This is a genomic window from Pseudomonas sp. Z1-12, from assembly GCF_051132015.1.
Taxonomy (GTDB): Bacteria; Pseudomonadota; Gammaproteobacteria; order Pseudomonadales; family Pseudomonadaceae; genus Aquipseudomonas; species Aquipseudomonas zanjanensis.
The window spans coordinates 4,436,453-4,452,922 of record NZ_CP071647.1 but is presented as its reverse complement, the minus strand read 5'-3'; the positions used below and the strand labels follow the sequence as shown (position 1 = coordinate 4,452,922).

Below are 16,470 nucleotides of genomic sequence, written 5' to 3'. Positions count from 1 at the left end.
TTTTGGGGGTTAACCCTGTGGCGAGGGAGCTTGCTCCCGCTGGGCTGCGCAGCAGCCCCTGGATCTGGCAACGCAGTGTGTCAGGTTGAATGAGTTGCTTTTTTTAGGCCTGCTGCGCAGGCCAGCGGGAGCAAGCTCCCTCGCCACAAAGGCTTAGTGCTTGGCCTTCAGGCCGTTCAGTTCGCAATACTCGGCCCATTCCATCCCCGCCATTTCCGCCACTTCCTTATGCACCTCCAGGCGCTGGGCCTGGTAGTCCTCGGGCGAGGCGGCGGTCAGTTGCAGGGTCAGTTCCCAGGCAAACAGCCCCAGGCGCTCGGCCTCGGCTTCGAACGCTTCATGCAGGCGCTCGGCGCGGTACTGCGCGGCGGTCTCGCCCTTGGCCTGGGCCAGCAGCGGGTTGAGGTGGTCCAGTTCGTGGCGCAGTTCGGGGCGCTCATCGAGAAACTGTTCCAAGGCTCGTTCGTGTTGCTGTTCGGTTGCCGCCATGGTCACTCCTTGGGGGACAGGGCGCGACAGAGTGCGTGAATCGGTGTTCGCTGTCGCGGGTAAATTTCAGTAAAGCAGCACGATGGCCGGGGCCGCAGTGCTACAGTCCGTTTTTTTCTCGATGAGTGAACGCAATGCGAATGTTGACCGTGGCCCTGGCCGCCACCTTGCTGGCCGGCTGCGCGGGTTCGGCGATGAACGAAGCCCGGACCCAGGCCCCTTACAAGACCCTGACTTCGGAAAAACCCGAGCAGGTCGTGGCCCAGTGCGTGCAGTTTTCCTGGCAGGACGAGGCAGTATTCGGTGTCGATGCAGGCGCCTACTTGCAACCGGGCAAGAAGGGCGGCTCGACGGTTTACACCCGTTCTGCCGAATCGTTTGTCGATTTGCATGCCGGGGCGACGGGCACCGAGTTGAGTTATTACGCCAAGCAAGACGACTTCGTGGCCAAGCGCCGGTTGGCGGCGTTGGCGACTTGTCTTTAAACCGATAGACCGAGGTGCCTGCCATCGCGAGGCCGGGGCTGCCGAAGATTGCCATCCGCCGCAGCCCCCCCTGTGGAAGCGAGCTTGCTCGCGATTGCGGCGGGTCAGTCGATAGAGATGTTGACTGTTAGAGGGCTATCGCGAGCAAGCTCGCTCCCACAGGGGGTGTGGTTTCAGTCAGAGGCAGCCAGGCGCTTCTGGAAGAAGAAGTGCTGGTGGCCCGGCGGGTAGTCGTCGATCTGGCCGATTTCCGTGAAGCCGTGTTTGCGGTAGAACGCCGGCGCCTGGAAGTCGAAGGTGTCGAGCCAGATGCCTACGCAGTTTTTCTCCCGGGCCAATTCTTCGGCCATCTGCATCAGGGTCGAGCCGGTGCCCTGGCCCCGGGCCTGTTCCGGCACGACCAGCAAGTCGATGTACAGCCAGCTAAAAAACACTCGGCCGTACAGCCCACCGACAATCTCCCCCTGTTCATCCCGCACCAGCCAAGCCACCAGTTCAGGCACCGTCCCGCCGGTCTTGGCCGTGTTATAGGCGCGTAGCGGGGCGAGGATGGCCTGGCGTTCTTCGTCGGTGGGTGTGTCCGTGCGTTCGATTCGTAGCGTCATCGGCGATGTCCCTATGCAGTCAAGATGAACCGCAGGAGCCTATCCCAAAGGTTGCCTTGGCGTCATCCGGTCGACTTGGAAACAGGCGCATTACGCAAACCGAGCCATACTGAAGTGTCCTGAAACAGCCACTCGTCAAAAAAAGTGGGAGCAAGGCTTGCCCGCGATGCAAACATCTCGGTGTAACTGAAAAGCCGAGGCGATGCCATCGCGGGCAAGCCTTGCTCCCACAGGTGATACAGGACACTTGTGCTCTTGATGCGTTCCCCCGACTTTCTAAAACAAGAAGAGGCCGACTCATGAAGTTCGAATCCTTAGCCCGGACCCTTATCGCTACGTCGTTGACCCTCGGTTGTTTATCGACGTACGCCGCCTCCCAGGCGCCAGTGGCCGCCGAAAACGGCATGGTGGTCACCGCCCAGCACCTGGCGACCCATGTCGGGGTCGACGTGCTCAAGAACGGCGGCAATGCCGTGGATGCGGCGGTGGCGGTGGGCTATGCCCTGGCGGTGGTGTATCCGGCGGCGGGCAACCTGGGCGGGGGCGGTTTCATGACCCTGCAACTGGCCGATGGCCGCAAGACGTTCCTGGATTTCCGCGAAAAAGCCCCCCTGGCCGCCACAGCGAACATGTACTTGGACAAGGACGGCAACGTCGTGCCCGAACTCAGCACCCGCGGCCACCTGGCAGTGGGTGTGCCCGGCACCGTGTCCGGCATGGAACTGGCGTTGAGCAAGTACGGCAGCAAGCCCCGGGCGGAACTGATCGCCCCGGCCATCCAGTTCGCCGAGGAAGGCTTCACCCTGGAGCAGGGCGATGTCGATCTGCTGGAAACCGCCACCGAGGTGTTCAAGAAAGACATGCGTGACTCCGGTGCGATCTTCCTGCACAACGGCGAGCCCATGCAGGTCGGCCAGAAGCTGGTGCAAAAGGACCTCGCCAAGACCCTACGGGAAATTTCCGCCAAGGGCGCCGACGGTTTCTACAAGGGCTGGGTCGCCGATGCCCTGGTCACTTCCAGCCAGGCCAACAAAGGCATCATCACCCAGTCCGACCTGGACAAATACAAGACCCGCGAGCTGGCCCCGGTGGAATGCGACTATCGCGGCTACCACATCATCTCGGCACCGCCACCCAGTTCCGGCGGGGTGGTGCTGTGCCAGATCATGAACATACTCGACGGCTATCCCATGAAGGAACTGGGGTTCCATTCGGCCCAGGGCATGCACTACCAGATCGAAGCCATGCGCCACGCCTACGTTGACCGCAACAGTTACCTGGGTGACCCGGACTTCGTGAAGAACCCCATCGACCATCTGCTGGATAAAAACTACGCCGCCAAGCTGCGGGCCGCGATCGAGCCGCAAAAGGCCGGCGACTCGCAGAAGATCAAGCCCGGCGTAGCGCCCCATGAGGGCAGCAACACCACCCATTACTCCATCGTCGACAAGTGGGGCAACGCCGTTTCGGTCACCTACACCTTGAACGACTGGTTCGGTGCCGGGGTCATGGCCAGCAAGACCGGGGTGATCCTCAACGATGAGATGGACGACTTCACGGCCAAGGTCGGCGTGCCCAACATGTATGGCCTGGTACAGGGCGAGGCTAACGCCATCGCGCCGGGCAAGGCGCCGTTGTCATCCATGAGCCCGACCATCGTCACCAAGGACGGCAAGACGGTCATGGTGGTGGGCACCCCGGGCGGCAGCCGCATCATCACCGCGACGTTGCTGACCATCCTCAACGTGATCGACTACGGCATGAACCTCCAGGAGGCGGTCGACGCGCCGCGTTTCCATCAACAGTGGATGCCGGAGGAAACCAACCTGGAGACCTTCGCGGCCAGCCCGGATACCCAAAAGTTGCTGGAAAGCTGGGGGCACAAGTTCGCGGGCCCGCAGGACCCCAACCACATTGCCGCGATCCTGGTGGGCGCGCCGTCATTGAGCGGCAAGCCCGTGGGCAAGAACCGCTTCTATGGCGCCAACGATCCCCGTCGCAACACCGGGCTGTCGTTGGGTTATTGAGGGAGCGCGGTTCCGATACCGTCAGAAGAGGGAAATATGAACACCGCATTGCTGATCATCGATGTCCAGGAGGCGCTGTGCAGCGGCGAAGAAGAGTGCTTCGACCGCCAGCGCATCCTCCAGACCATCAACGACCTCAGTGCCAGGACCCGGGCTGTCGGCCGGACAGTGATCCTGATCCAGCATGAAGAACTGGAGGGCGCGCTGGCCTATGGCGCTGCCGGCTGGCAACTGACCGCCGACCTGTTGACCGCGGCGGATGACCTGCGGGTGCGCAAGACCACCCCCGACGCCTTCTACCAGACCGACCTGCAACCGCTGTTGCAGGCCCGGGGCATCGACCGCCTGGTGATCTGCGGGTTGCAAACCGATTGTTGCATCAATGCCACCGTGCGCCAGGCCCATGCCCTGGGGTACGACGTGGTCCTGGCGGCCGACGCCCACTCCACCGTGGACAATGGCAGCATGGCGGCCGAGCAGATCATCGCCAACCACAACAACCGGCTGGGGCGGCTGAGCAGCGCGGTGTCGCGGATCGATGTGGTGGCGGCGGCTGACATTCGCTTATAGCCGATACCCATTGCTTGGGCTGCGGCAGGTTTGGGTTGGGGCACGCATTTGTGGCGAGGGAGCTTGCTCCCGCTGGGGCGCGAAGCGTCCCCCATGAAGCTGCCCACATCAACCTGACACACCGTGGCGCCTGGCCTTGGGGCCGCTGCGCAGCCCAGCGGGAGCAAGCTCCCTCGCCACACAGGTCATCGTTTCATGGATCACGAGATCACCACGGCAGCGCGCGCACTGGCAGCGGGAGACCCCGTGGCCGCGCTCAATCGCATCGCCTTGCGCAACGATGCCCCAGCCCTCGCGCTGCGTGGCATTGCCATGGCGCAGTTGGGCGATCTGGCCAAGGCCCGGGCCCTGATGCGTCGGGCCGGCGCGGCCTTCGGGCCCCAGGAGGCGGTGGCAAGGGCGCGTTGTGTGATCGCCGAAGGTGAAATCGCCCTGGCGTCCCGTGACCTGGCATGGCCGATGAAACGCCTCGACGCCGCGCGGGCGGTGCTCGAAAGCCACGGCGACCGAGCGAACGTCGCCCATGCCCACACGATCGAGATCCGCCGCCTGCTGTTGATCGGTCGACTCGACGAGGCCGAGCTCAAACTCGTTGATCTGGATCTTGCCTGGCTGCCTTCGGCATCACGGGCGACTTGCGAGTTGGTGGCCGCGGGGATCGCCATGCGGCGTCTGCAAACGCAAACCGCCCGCGCCGCCCTCGAACGAGCCGGGCACGCCGCCCGGCAAGCGGGAATCGGTGCGCTGAGCGCCGAAATCGAAAGCGCCTGGCAACTGTTGAGCACGCCCGCCGCGCGCCTGATTGCCCGGGGCAAAGAGCGCCTGCTCGTGCTGGAAGAGGTGCAAGCCCTGTTGGCCGGGGTGGCGCTGGTGGTGGACGCGTGCCGTTATGGAATCAGCGGCGCGGGCATTCAGGTCGACCTGGCTCGGCGCCCGGTGTTGTTCGCCCTGGCGCGGGCGTTGGCGCACGCATGGCCCGGCGACGTGTCGAGGGCATCGCTCATGACCCAGGGCTTTGGCTTGAAGCTGACGGATGAGACCCATCGCGCGCGACTGCGGGTCGAGATGGGGCGGTTGCGGGCAATGCTTCGCCCGTTGGCGGAGGTGAAGGCCACCCCGCGCGGTTTTACCCTGGTGCCGCGGCAGGCTGACGAGGTCGTGGTGCTCGCGCGCCCCGTCGAGGAACCCTACGGGGCAGTGCTGGCGCTATTGGCCGATGGCGAAGCCTGGTCCACGTCGGCTTTGGCGCTGGCCCTGGACATCAGCCAGCGCAGCGTGCAGCGGGCCCTGGAAACACTGGCCGCCGCCGGCAAGGCGCAGTCGTTCGGGCGCGCCAGGGCCCGGCGCTGGATGGCGCCGCCGATGCCTGGATTCGCGACGGTATTGTTACTCACGGCACTGCCACCCGATGGCTAGGATGCACTCAACCCCTACCGATGAGGCGAGTGAGATGAAACGTTCAGAAGCACAGATCCTGCGTGAATACGGCCCATTTCCGGGCGTCGACTGCGTGCACGGCGTCAGCCATGATGGCGAGCGCGTCTGGTTCGCTTCAGGCGAGAAACTGCACGCCCTCGATCCCGCCAGCGGCCAGACCGTGCATGCGCACGATGTCCCGGCGAACGCGGGCACGGCGTTCGACGGTGAGCATTTGTTCCAGATCGCCGGTGACAGCATCCGCAAGATCGACCCGCGCACCGGCCAGGTCCTGGCCACGATTCCGGCCCCCAACAGCGGTGATGACTCCGGCCTGGCGTGGGCCGAAGGCTCGCTCTGGGTCGGTCAGTACAAGGCGCGCAAGATCCTGCAGATCGACCCCGCCGACGGCCGGGTCCTGCGCACCATCGAGTCCAACCGCTTCGTCACGGGCGTGACCTGGGTCGATGGCGAACTGTGGCATGGCACCTGGGAAAACGACGAGAGCGACTTGCGGCGCATCGATCCGCAAACGGCGCAAGTGCTGGAAAGCGTGACGATGCCGCCGGGGATCGGTGTGTCGGGGTTGGAGTCTGACGGCGCGGATAGGTTTTTCTGTGGTGGCGGAGGCAGTGGCAAGGTGAGGGCGGTGCGTCGGCCTGTATGAGTGCAGGCCGATTTGCCGTAGCCTTTGTGGCGAGGGAGCTTGCTCCCGCTCGACCGCGAAGCGGTCGCCAACGCCTTGGGTCTGCTTCGCAGTCCAGCGGGAGCAAGCTCCCTCGCCACCACAGCGGATGGTTCAGCGCTGGGAGTAATGTTTCACGGCGCGCCAAGCACCATCGTCCAATACACCCCCGCATCGCTGCGTGAATCGCGGGCCGAGGCTGCGCCCATTTGGGTGAACATCGGGTTCATCAGGTTGGCGCAATGTCCGGGGCTGGCGAGCCAATCGTGCAGGGCCTGGCTTGGTGAGCGTTGGCCGGCGGCGATGTTCTCGCCCAATTTACGTCCGCGAAAACCGGCGCTCTTGGCCCGATCGGAGGTGGAGCGTCCGTCCGGGTCGCGATGGGCGAAATAATTCTCCCGGGCCATCGAGCGGCTGTGGCCTTGGGCCGCCGTGCCCAAGGCGGCGTTCCAGCTCAGCGGCCGAGTCGCCGCGAAGCGCTGGCGTCCGCACATCCGGGGCTTGGCCCTGGCGGCATTGACCTGGGCCAGCAGCGCCTTGTCCGACGCCCCCGCATCGCTCATCCGCGTGCCGCCCATGGGCTGCGCCAGCACGACGCGCCATTCATCCCCGACCCGATTGACGCCGATATCGGCGTACTGGCTGTCCAGCAACGCTGCGCAATGTTCATCGGCCAGCATTTCAAAGGCTTCTTCGGCGTCCCGCGCATCGGTCAGGCGAATGCTGCGCACGGCCTGGGCCTGATAGCCGGCGTCTTTCAAGGTCTCCCGCAGACCGCCGCGAAAACCGATCGGCAGGCCCAGGCTCGAACGCAGCACCAGCGGCTGCGCCGCCCGCACCGTGCGCCATTCACAACGGCGGGACTGGCTACGGAAGTCGTTGATGGCTTCCACCAGCTGCCTTTCGCCGCGGGCCTGGGCGGGGCTGGTGAGTAAGGGAAACAGGGCAAGCAGGCACAGCGAAACGAAACGGCAAGAGCGAACAGGGTGGCGCATGGGGCGAACGGCTCAAGAAGGGGGAGTTGCGTTAGCGCCAGGCTTGGCGCCGATCAGTTGGAAAATTCGTCGCTGCAGGTCGGCGAGGTTTTCACGGCTGGGGTAGGACTGTGGGTTTGGGAACAAGTTTCCGCAGGGCGAAGACTTAATTTTCAGGTCCGTGTGGGTCTGTCTGGACCCATGGCGGGGCATACGCTGTAGCGCTGACTGAACACCTTTGTGGCGAGGGAGCTTGCTCCCGCTGGCCTGCGAAGCAGGCCCAAGGCATTGGCGACCGCTTCGCGCTGGAACGCCAGCCCGGCCGAGCGGGAGCAAGCTCCCTCGCCACAATGGGTTCGGTCAATTCAATTTGTCGGTTCAGCCACCGGCGCCTTGGCCCGCTCAACCTTGCGATAGGTCAGCAACACGATGCCCGTCACCACAATCGCACCGCCCAGGATCTGGCCCGGGTTGAGCATCTGGTCCAGCACCAGCCAACCGATCAGCAGCGTCGCCAGCGGTTCGATGTTCATCACCGGGGCGTTGCGTGGCATGTCCAGGCGGGGCACGGAAATGAACAGCACGATGAACCCGGTGCCATAGAGCACCACCAAGGTCGCCAGGGCGAACCAGCCGGTGCTGCTGGCCGGCAGGTCGAAACCGCCGGGCAGGGCACCGGTCAGGCCGGCGAGGTTGACGCTGCTGAACACGATGAAAATCGTCAGCAGGCTGCGGACTGAGCCGCGCACCTGGGACAACTTGTGATCAGTGATCCACAGCGCACAGGCGAACACACACGCGGCGCAGAAGGCCAGGCCCACCCCGAGCAGCCATTGCGGGCCAACGTCCTGTCCAGACGACAACCGCGCCGGCACTTCCAGCACGAACACCAGCCCCACCAGGATCATGCCCATCAACGCGGCGGTGCGCGCCGTCGGGCGGGGGCCACCCAACGCCCAGGTCAGCAAGGCCAGCAGGATCGGAAACACGTTGCCCACCAACAAGGCCAACGCCACCGGCACCCGCGCCACAGCGGAGTACAGGCACAGGCTCTGGGCGCCGATCAACAGCCCCAGGGTCAATTGCCAACGCCAAGCACCGGGCGGCAAGCGCAGACTCTGCCGTTGCCAGAGCACCATCGCCGCCAGCACCAGCAGCGTCCCGCCCGAACGCAGCAGGATCGCCAGCAACACCCCGGCACCGTCATCGAACGCGGCCCGGGCGGCGACGTGGTTGCCGGCGAAGGCGCAGCCCATGCACAGCAGGACCAGTACGGCGAGGTGGCGGGGTAACGGTGTGGGGGTAGCAGGTGTGGCGGTGGAGCGGGTCATGGCAGATGTCTCGAAGGCGACCGCCAAGGCAAAAGGCCCTGGATCGGTTATTTTTAAGTTATAAGTTGTCGTACAACTCTAAGGTTTTTACCTCATGGGGTGCAAGGGACAAGATCGGCGGGCCTGTGCGCTCGGTTGTATGGGGGCGGTCGCGATAGCGGCGGTTCAGTCACATGGATGCTGGGCTTGCTGGCCTCTTCGCGAGCAAGCTCGCTCCCACAGGGGGGACTGGATGGGCATGAGTTTTGTGTCTGCTGAAAATCCAGTGTGGGAACGAGCTTGCTCGCGATAGCGGGGGTTCAGTCAATGAAGATGTTGGATGTGCCGGCCTCTTCGCGAGCAAGCTCGCTCCCACAGGGTGACTGGGTGGGCATGAGTTTTGTGTCTGCTGAAAATCCAGTGTGGGAGCGAGCTTGCTCGCGATAGCGGTGGTCCAGTTACATGGATAACAGCATTACGCACATTGCCCCGCGCTTTGCTGTACAACCATCAGGCCGCTGTGTCGTCTACAGCATTGCCTTCTTGCGGAAAAACTCATGCGCCTGGCCGATTTCATCCTCGACAACATCGAGCCGATTCTTCAGGCGTGGGAAGACTTCGCCAAAACCATCACCCCCGCGTCCATTGGCATGGATTCCGTGGCCCTGCGCGACCATGCCGAGCAGATGCTGCGCACCATCGCCGCTGACCTGCGCACTTCGCAAACGCGCCAGGAGGCGATTGCCAAGTCCCACGGGGAAGCGCCGGCGACCGAGGCCGAAACCGCCGCCGAAACCCATGCGGTCATCCGTCAGTCCTCGGGTTTTACCGTGGAGCAAATGGTCTCCGAATACCGGGCCCTGCGCACCAGCGTGCTCATGCTTTGGATGCCGCACATGCAACTGGATCACAAGCAGGTCATGGACGATCTGATTCGATTCAACGAGGCCGTGGACCAGGCCTTGGCCGAGTCCGTGGTCAGTTATTCGGCAGCGGTGGATGCGTCGCGCAACATCTTCCTGGGGATTCTCGGGCATGACCTGCGCAGCCCCTTGGGCGCGATCCTGCTGAGTTCCGAAGTGCTGCTACGGGCCGGGGACCTGCCCGCCAAGGCCACCAAGATCACGTCGCGCATCTACACCAGCGTCAAGCGGGCCAACAAAATCGTCGGCGATCTACTGGATTTCACCCGTACCCAACTCGGCTCGGGCATTCCGGTGCAGCGTCTCAACGGCGATCTGGTGGCCGCCTGCGAAGGCATGGTGGAGGAGGCGCGGGCCTATCATCCGGAAAGCGAAATCCTCTTTGAAACGACCAGTGCCCTGGAGGGGCTGTTCGATCCGGCCCGTATGGAGCAGGTGTTCGCCAACCTGATCGGCAACGCTGTCCAGCATGGCACCGAAGGCACGCCGATTACCGTTTCGTTGAGCGTTGAACGGGATATGGCAGTGATCGCGATCAACAACCAGGGCAAGCCTATCGAGAAAGAGGCCATCGCCAGCATCTTCAATCCGATGGTCCGAAATCTGCGCAGCGGTGAAGCGCAATACGGTTCCACGGCCGGGCTCGGGCTGGGCCTGCACATCGCCTCGGCAATCGTATCGGCCCATCAGGGCACCATCGAGGTGCATTCGAAGGCACGAGTCGGCACGACCTTCACCGTGCGCATACCGCTGCACCCGAGCTGAGGAATTGCCCAGGTGAGCCGCTTCATCTGCTTGTACGATGTCTTATCACGGAGTAAAACTGTCGTCCCGTCCAATAATAATTAACGGAGACGCACGATGGATGCTTCGCAATCTGCAACCGCCGCCGATCAAGGCCGCCGGGTCTTCCTGAAAAAATCCCTGGTGGTCTCGGCCGCCGCCGCCACCCTGGGCAACCTGCCGGGGCTCGCCCAGGCCGAGCCCTTGAGCCAGCGTTACCCAGACCCGCTGATCAACATCCTTGATCCCAGCTTCATGGATTTGCGCATCTTCAACGCCAGCGTGGAGAAGCTCGCCAGCGGCCTGCGTTGGGCGGAAGGGCCGGTGTGGGTCGGTGACGGGCGCTACCTGCTGGTCAGTGACATCCCCAACAACCGCATCGTGCGCTGGGATGAAATTACCGGTGGCCTGTCGGTGTACCGCGAGAACTCCAATTTCTCCAACGGCATGTGCCGCGATCGCCAAGGGCGACTGCTGGTGTGCGAAGGCTCCACCACCGCCAGCGAAGGCCGGCGTATCACTCGCACCGAACACAACGGCACCCTCACCGTGCTGGCGGACAGTTTCGAGGGCAAGCCTTTCAACTCGCCCAACGACATCGTCTGCAAGCGGGACGGTTCGGTCTGGTTCACCGACCCACCGTTCCAGACCGGCAACAACTACGAAGGGCACAAAGTCACCCCGGTCCAACCCCACGCGGTGTACCGCATCGACGGCGAAACCAGCAAGGTCAGCCGGGTGATCGACGACCTGGCGGGGCCGAACGGATTGTGTTTCTCCCCGGACGAGAAAACCCTCTATGTGGTCGAAGGCCGGGCCAAGCCCAACCGCTTGGTCTGGGCCATCGCAGTCAAGGCCGACGGCACCCTGGGCGAGCGGCGCAAGCACATCGAAGGCCTGGATTACGCGGCGATCGACGGCATCAAGTGCGATGAAAGCGGCAACCTCTGGTGCGGTTGGGGCGGCAATGGCGACCCCAAGGCCGACCTGGAAAAACTCGACGGCGTGCGCGTGTTCAACCCCGAAGGCAAGGCCATCGGGCACATCTCCCTGCCGGAGCGATGCCCTAACGTCTGCTTCGGCGGCCGGGAAGGCAATCGGTTGTTCATGGCCGGCAGCCATTCGTTGTATTCGCTGTTCGTGAATACCCGAGGGGCGACGTTTGCCTGATTGAAGCACCCATCTTCGATGGCGTGATGATCTCTGTGGCGAGGGAGCTTGCTCCCGCTGGGGCGCGAAGCGGCCCCCAATGAAACTGATTGAATCAACCAGACACACCGCGCTACCTGGTTGAGGGGCTGCTACGCAGCCCAGCGGGAGCAAGCTCCCTCGCCACAGATGTCTACTTTTTCTCGGGTGTTTTCTGATGGGGTCGGGACTGTCCGCAACTCCACAGCTCCACCGTCGGCTGGCCCGCCGTAGGCGGCCCCAACCAATGGCTCATCGGCCGACACCTCCCGTCGAAACATAATTGATAATCACCGGCCTGGGGCGTGCGGCCCAGTTTCAGCGGTTGCAGGGGAGGCACCTGGCGCTGATAGTACCAACTGCCCTTTTCCAGCCGGGCATTGTCGGGAATCTCCATGCCCGCGCCGTTGCCCTTGACCCTGGCCTCACCCAGGACGAGGCCCTGCTCACTGACGCGATAGTCTTCCTCCCAGCGGATCTTCTCGATGGTGTGGGTCCACGCCAGGGTGAAATCGGTCACGGCAAGCTGGGCCCACACCACGCCGGACAGGCCCAGGCACAGCCCGATCACGCCAAGGCCCGTCCGCTACGTCGCGCGCGCCAGACATGCTGGAAGATCAGCAGCCCACCCAGCACGAAGCCAATCTCATCGGTCAGGGGCAGGGCAACCACCAGTAACGCGCCAGCGGCGAAGCACAGCAGGCGTTCCCAAACCGGCATTTTCTGTTGCAGGAAACCGGTGGAGGCCATCCCCCAGAGCCCGACAGCCAGTAACGTCTTGATCAGCATGTACGCCGTCATCCACAGATTGTCGCCCTGGAGCATCAAGGCCGGGTTATAGACCGTCATGAACGGGATGACGAAACCGGCGAGGGCGATGCGCACCGCCCAGAAGCTGATCTTCAGGCCACTTTCCCGGGCAATGGGCGCGGCGGCGAAGCAGGCCAGTGCCACCGGTGGGGTCAGGTCGGCGAGGATGCCGAAATAGAACACGAACATGTGCGACACGATCAGCGGCACACCCAGTTCCAGCAGGGCCGGCGCGGCGATGGAGCTGGTGATGATGTAGTTGGGAATGGTCGGGATACCCATGCCCAGCACCAGGCAAGTGAGCATGGTGAGGATCAGCGACAGCAACAGGTTGTCCCGGCCGATGGCGAGGATGTAGCCGGCAAAGGTGGAGGCCACGCCGGTCAGCGACACCACGGCGATGATGCTGCCCACCAAGGCGCAGGCGATCCCCACCGGAACAGCGTGACGGGCACCGTCCACCAAGGCGTGCAGGCAGATGACCAGGGTTTCCCGCGTGCCTTGCATGAACCAGCAGGCCACCACCAGCAGGCCGATCACCGCGAACACGATACCGATACCCAGCCGGAAGAAACCGACGCAGAGTATGCCCAGCGCGACCCAGAAGGCGCAGCGCAAGGCGTAGTTGGAGACTTTGAGAATGATCGCCGAGCCGAGGATCACGATGGCCGTCAGCGCTAGCCCGACCATGCCGGAGAACAGCGGCGTGCGTCCGGAAAACAGCAGATAGACCAACACCCCCAGCGGGATCAGCAGGAACCAGCTCTCCTTGACCGCGCCCCAGGCGCTGGGGCATTGGTCCTTGGGCAGGCCCTTGAGGTCGGAGCGCTTGGCTTCCAGGTGAACCATCCAGAACACCGAGCCGAAGTACAGGCAGGCGGGTATCAATGCGGCCTTGGCGATTTCCACGAAGGGCACGTTGATGGTTTCGGCCATGATGAACGCCACCGCGCCCATCACCGGCGGCATGATCTGGCTGCCCATGCTCGACGTCGCTTCCACGCCGCCGGCAAACGCGGCCTTGTAGCCGAAGCGTTTCATCAGCGGGATGGTGAATTGTCCGGTGGTGACCACGTTGGCGATGCCCGAGCCGGTGATGGTGCCCATCAGCGCCGATGACACCACGGCCACTTTCGCCGGGCCACCCAGCTTGTGGCCGAACAGGCCCATGGCGAAGTCGGTGAAAAGCTTGATCATGCCAGCCTTTTCCAGGAAGGCACCGAACAGGATGAACAGGAAAATGTAGGTGGCCGATACGTAGGTCGGCGTGCCGTACAGCCCTTCGGTGCCGAACGACAATTGGTTGATGATTTGATCGACGCCATAGCCGCGATGGGCCAAGTCGCCCGGCAAATACTCGCCGAACAGGCCATAGGCCAGGAATACGCCGCAAATGATCGGCAGCGCGATGCCCATCACCCGCCGTGCGGCTTCGAAGACCAGCACGATCAGGATCACGCCGATGACCATGTCGGCGGTGGTCAGGTCGCCAGAGCGCTGGATCAGGTCGGCTTCGAACACCCATTGATAGACGGCCGTCGCCACGCCCCCCAGGCTCAAGACCCAGGCCAAGGGTTGCCAGGGCCGCTGCTTGCCATAGGTCGGGTAGCTGAGGAACACCACCCACAGCAGGAAGCCGACGTGCACGGCCCGCAGCACGATGCTGGAAACCGGAGAAAACGCCGCGGTGACGATCTGAAACACTGAAAACAGCAAGGCCACGTAGAACAGGGTCTTGGGCCAGTCCCGCGGGTCCGTGGCGATGCCGTGCTGGTCTTCACTCATGAAATGCCTGCCTGTTGTCGACGTGCGGAGGTGGAACGCAATGCTGCAACGGCGGCGCGCGCCGTTGCAGGCCAGGGGCTACAGCGCGCCCACTTCCTTGTAGTAGCGCTCGGCACCGGGGTGGAGCGCTATGGGCAGGTTTTTCGCGGCGTTTTTCAGGTTGATGTCCTTGGCCGCCGAATGGGAAGTGCCCAGGCGGGCTAGGTTGTCGAACAGCAGCTTGGTCATCTGATAGGCCACTTCGTCCGGGACGTCCGCGCGGGTCACCAGGATATTGGTGATGGCCACGGTGGGCACGGCCTCGGCCTGGCCATCGTAGGTGTTGGCGGGGATCATCGCGCCCTGATAGGCCGGGTTGCCGATTTTCTGTACCACGTCGGTGGGAATCGACACGTAATTCAACTTCATCGTCGACGCCAGGTCACGAATGGCCGCCATGCCCAGGCCGGAGGATTGCAGGGTGGCGTCCAGTTGCCGGTTCTTGATCAGGTCGACCGATTCGGCGAACGGCAGGTATTGGACCTTCATGTCGTTGTAGGTGAGGCCGGCCGCCTTGAAGATCGCCCGGGCGTTGAGCTCGGTGCCGGATTTCGCCGCGCCCACGGAAACGGTCTTGCCCTTGAGGTCCGCCAGGGTCTTGATCCCCGATTCCTCGCTGGCAACGATCTGGATGTAATTGGGGTAGGCGCCGGCAATCGCCCGCAGCTTGGTCAGCGGTGCCTTGAAGCCGGCATCCTCCACGCCGTTTTTCGCATCGGCCACCGAGTCGCCCAAGGCCAGGGCCAGTTCCCCGCGCCCGGCTTGCAGCAGGTTCAGGTTTTCCACCGAGGCCTTGGTGGCCTGGACCGATGTCTTGGAACCTTCGATGCCACTGCTGTAGATCTGTGAAAGCCCGACCCCGATCGGGTAATACACACCACTGGTGCCTCCGGTCAGGATATTGATGAACACCGGGGGAGCCGCGAGGGCGGTGGTGGTGACCGCCAAGGTTGCGGCGGCGGCCAGGAGGGTGAAGCGCTTGTTGACTCGCATGGGAAACTCTCCGTCTTGTTATGGCTTTATGCAGAGTCCTTCCACTGTAGTTCAAACGGGGGCGGAGGCGAGTCGAGGCACCGTAAAGGCTTTTTGTGGCGAGGGAGCTTGCTCCCGCTGGGCTGCGTAGCAGCCCCTCGACCAGGCAGCGCGGAGTGTCAGGTTGATTGAGTCCTGCTTTGGGGCCGCTGCGCGCCCCAGCGGGAGCAAGCTCCCTCGCCACAGGTTCCCGGTCACGCCACGGGCGCTGTACTGCCCCGCACCGTCAACTCAAACGGCAACACCACATGCCGTTCGGCAATCGGCTTCTTCTCGATCAAGGCAATCAGCATCTGCACCGCCTTTTGACCAAACGCTTCGGCAGGCTGGGAAATGGTGGTCAGGGGCGGGTCGCAGTAGGCGGCGAATGGGATGTCGTCAAAGCCCACCAGGGAAATATCCTCGGGCACCCGCAGGCCCATTTGCTTGATGCGCCTGAGCGCGCCGATGGCCATTTCGTCGTTTTCACAGAACAGCGCGCTGGGGCGGTCGGCCAACGCCAGCATCGCGCCGGCACCGTCGTCACCGGCCTTCAAGGTGAAGTCGCCATGGCAAATCAGGCTGGGGTCGACGGCGATGCCGGCCTGGCCCAGGGCATCTTGATATCCGGCCACGCGGTCCAGGGTCAGCGGGCTGCTGCGCGGGCCCTTGATGATGCCGATGCGCCGGTGGCCGAGGCCGATCAGGTGCTCGGTCATGGCCTGGGCGGCGGCGCGGTTGTCGAGGCTGATGGTCGGGTAGGGTGCACCCTTGACCACTTCACAGGCGTTGACCAGCGGCAGGCTTTCAGCGCCTGTGGGGATCGATTCGTAAGGATCGCTGGCGCGCAACTGGATCACCCCGTCCGCCTGGTGGGCATAGACCAGGGCGGCGAACTCCCGCTCGATCTCCACCCGGCCCTGGGTGTCGCACAGCAGCAATCGGTAACCCGCCGCCTGCGCGGCCTGCTGCGCGCCACTGATGACCCGGGCGAAAAACGTGTTGGCGATGGCCGGCACCAGGATCACCAGGTTGCCGGTGCGGCGGGAGCGAAACTGCACCGCCATCAGGTTGGGCCGGTAGCCGGCCTGTTCCACTGCCGCGTTGACCTTGTCCCGGGTCTCGGGAAGCACCCGCTCGGGGGATTTCAGCGTTCTGGACACCGTGGCCACTGAAACACCCGCCAGCCGGGCCACTTCACGAATGTTGGACAAAATCACCTCGGGGAACAGGGGTACGGTGGGGGAGCTTACCGCAGGTTGGGCGCCTGACAAATGTTCAGGTGTGAACCCGTTGGGTTTGACACGGAGGGAAACTGAGCCTAGATTTCCGCCATGATGTAACCGGTTACATCATCATCCTGACAGGAA

The 16,470-nt window shown here is 63.6% G+C and carries 15 protein-coding genes; 7 read left to right on the top strand and 8 right to left on the bottom strand.

Annotated elements, in window-relative coordinates; genetic code table 11:
- Positions 1–153: 153 nt before the first annotated feature.
- A complete protein-coding gene (locus J3P85_RS18950; RefSeq protein WP_434702955.1) occupies positions 154–489 on the bottom strand; it encodes a DUF6388 family protein in 336 nt (111 codons plus the stop codon).
- A gap of 134 nt (positions 490–623) precedes the next feature.
- Here J3P85_RS18950 and J3P85_RS18945 point away from each other — a divergent pair, with 134 nt between their 5' ends.
- The gene (locus J3P85_RS18945) at positions 624–974 is read left to right on the top strand and encodes a hypothetical protein (RefSeq protein WP_434702954.1); all 351 of its coding nucleotides are present in this window, start codon (positions 624–626) and stop codon (positions 972–974) included.
- Positions 975–1,147: 173 nt separating this feature from the next.
- Here the strand turns inward: J3P85_RS18945 and J3P85_RS18940 are convergent, their stop codons facing one another.
- Complete coding sequence (locus J3P85_RS18940) at positions 1,148–1,579, bottom strand: GNAT family N-acetyltransferase (RefSeq protein ID WP_434702953.1); 432 nt, start codon at positions 1,577–1,579, stop codon at positions 1,148–1,150.
- Between the two features lie 299 nt (positions 1,580–1,878).
- On the opposite strand from J3P85_RS18940, the gene ggt reads away from it, so the two are divergent.
- The 4 genes from ggt (at position 1,879) to J3P85_RS18920 (ending at position 6,259) form a co-directional block, all read left to right on the top strand.
- Positions 1,879–3,606 carry a gamma-glutamyltransferase gene (ggt, locus tag J3P85_RS18935; RefSeq protein WP_434702952.1) on the top strand — a complete coding sequence of 576 codons (1,728 nt, stop codon included), beginning with the start codon at positions 1,879–1,881 and terminating at the stop codon, positions 3,604–3,606.
- A gap of 36 nt (positions 3,607–3,642) precedes the next feature.
- Positions 3,643–4,176, top strand: coding sequence for a cysteine hydrolase family protein (locus J3P85_RS18930; RefSeq protein WP_250962974.1), 534 nt, complete (start codon positions 3,643–3,645; stop codon positions 4,174–4,176).
- Between the two features lie 195 nt (positions 4,177–4,371).
- Complete coding sequence (locus J3P85_RS18925; protein WP_434706403.1) at positions 4,372–5,592, top strand: helix-turn-helix domain-containing protein; 1,221 nt, start codon at positions 4,372–4,374, stop codon at positions 5,590–5,592.
- 34 nt (positions 5,593–5,626) lie between these two features.
- On the top strand, positions 5,627–6,259 hold the full coding sequence (locus tag J3P85_RS18920) for a Vgb family protein (protein ID WP_434702951.1): 633 nt from the start codon (positions 5,627–5,629) through the stop codon (positions 6,257–6,259).
- Between the two features lie 152 nt (positions 6,260–6,411).
- Here the strand turns inward: J3P85_RS18920 and J3P85_RS18915 are convergent, their stop codons facing one another.
- Both J3P85_RS18915 and J3P85_RS18910 read right to left on the bottom strand, forming a co-directional pair.
- Entirely contained in the window at positions 6,412–7,272 is an 861-nt protein-coding gene (locus J3P85_RS18915; RefSeq protein WP_434702949.1) for a CAP domain-containing protein, read from the bottom strand.
- A gap of 344 nt (positions 7,273–7,616) precedes the next feature.
- Complete coding sequence (locus J3P85_RS18910) at positions 7,617–8,582, bottom strand: EamA family transporter (protein WP_434702948.1); 966 nt, start codon at positions 8,580–8,582, stop codon at positions 7,617–7,619.
- 536 nt (positions 8,583–9,118) lie between these two features.
- On the opposite strand from J3P85_RS18910, the gene J3P85_RS18905 reads away from it, so the two are divergent.
- Both J3P85_RS18905 and J3P85_RS18900 read left to right on the top strand, forming a co-directional pair.
- Positions 9,119–10,249: a sensor histidine kinase gene (locus tag J3P85_RS18905; RefSeq protein ID WP_434702947.1), complete on the top strand. Its 1,131-nt coding sequence runs from the start codon at positions 9,119–9,121 to the stop codon at positions 10,247–10,249.
- 96 nt (positions 10,250–10,345) lie between these two features.
- Positions 10,346–11,437 (top strand): SMP-30/gluconolactonase/LRE family protein, encoded by a 1,092-nt coding sequence (locus tag J3P85_RS18900; protein ID WP_186710205.1) that lies wholly within the window; start codon positions 10,346–10,348, stop codon positions 11,435–11,437.
- A 172-nt stretch (positions 11,438–11,609) separates the two neighbouring features.
- On the opposite strand, the gene J3P85_RS18895 is transcribed toward J3P85_RS18900, so the two are convergent.
- The 4 genes from J3P85_RS18895 to J3P85_RS18880 all read right to left on the bottom strand — a co-directional run bounded on the left by J3P85_RS18895 (position 11,610) and on the right by J3P85_RS18880 (position 16,314).
- Positions 11,610–12,026: a DUF1850 domain-containing protein gene (locus J3P85_RS18895; RefSeq protein ID WP_434702946.1), complete on the bottom strand. Its 417-nt coding sequence runs from the start codon at positions 12,024–12,026 to the stop codon at positions 11,610–11,612.
- Positions 12,023–14,050, bottom strand: a complete 2,028-nt coding sequence (locus J3P85_RS18890) for a TRAP transporter permease (RefSeq protein WP_434702945.1) — start codon at positions 14,048–14,050, stop codon at positions 12,023–12,025. The genes J3P85_RS18895 and J3P85_RS18890 overlap by 4 nt, the downstream gene beginning before the upstream one ends.
- A gap of 78 nt (positions 14,051–14,128) precedes the next feature.
- A complete protein-coding gene (locus J3P85_RS18885; protein WP_434702944.1) occupies positions 14,129–15,082 on the bottom strand; it encodes a TAXI family TRAP transporter solute-binding subunit in 954 nt (317 codons plus the stop codon).
- A gap of 233 nt (positions 15,083–15,315) precedes the next feature.
- Positions 15,316–16,314, bottom strand: a complete 999-nt coding sequence (locus J3P85_RS18880; protein WP_434702943.1) for a LacI family DNA-binding transcriptional regulator — start codon at positions 16,312–16,314, stop codon at positions 15,316–15,318.
- Positions 16,315–16,470: the final 156 nt, after the last annotated feature.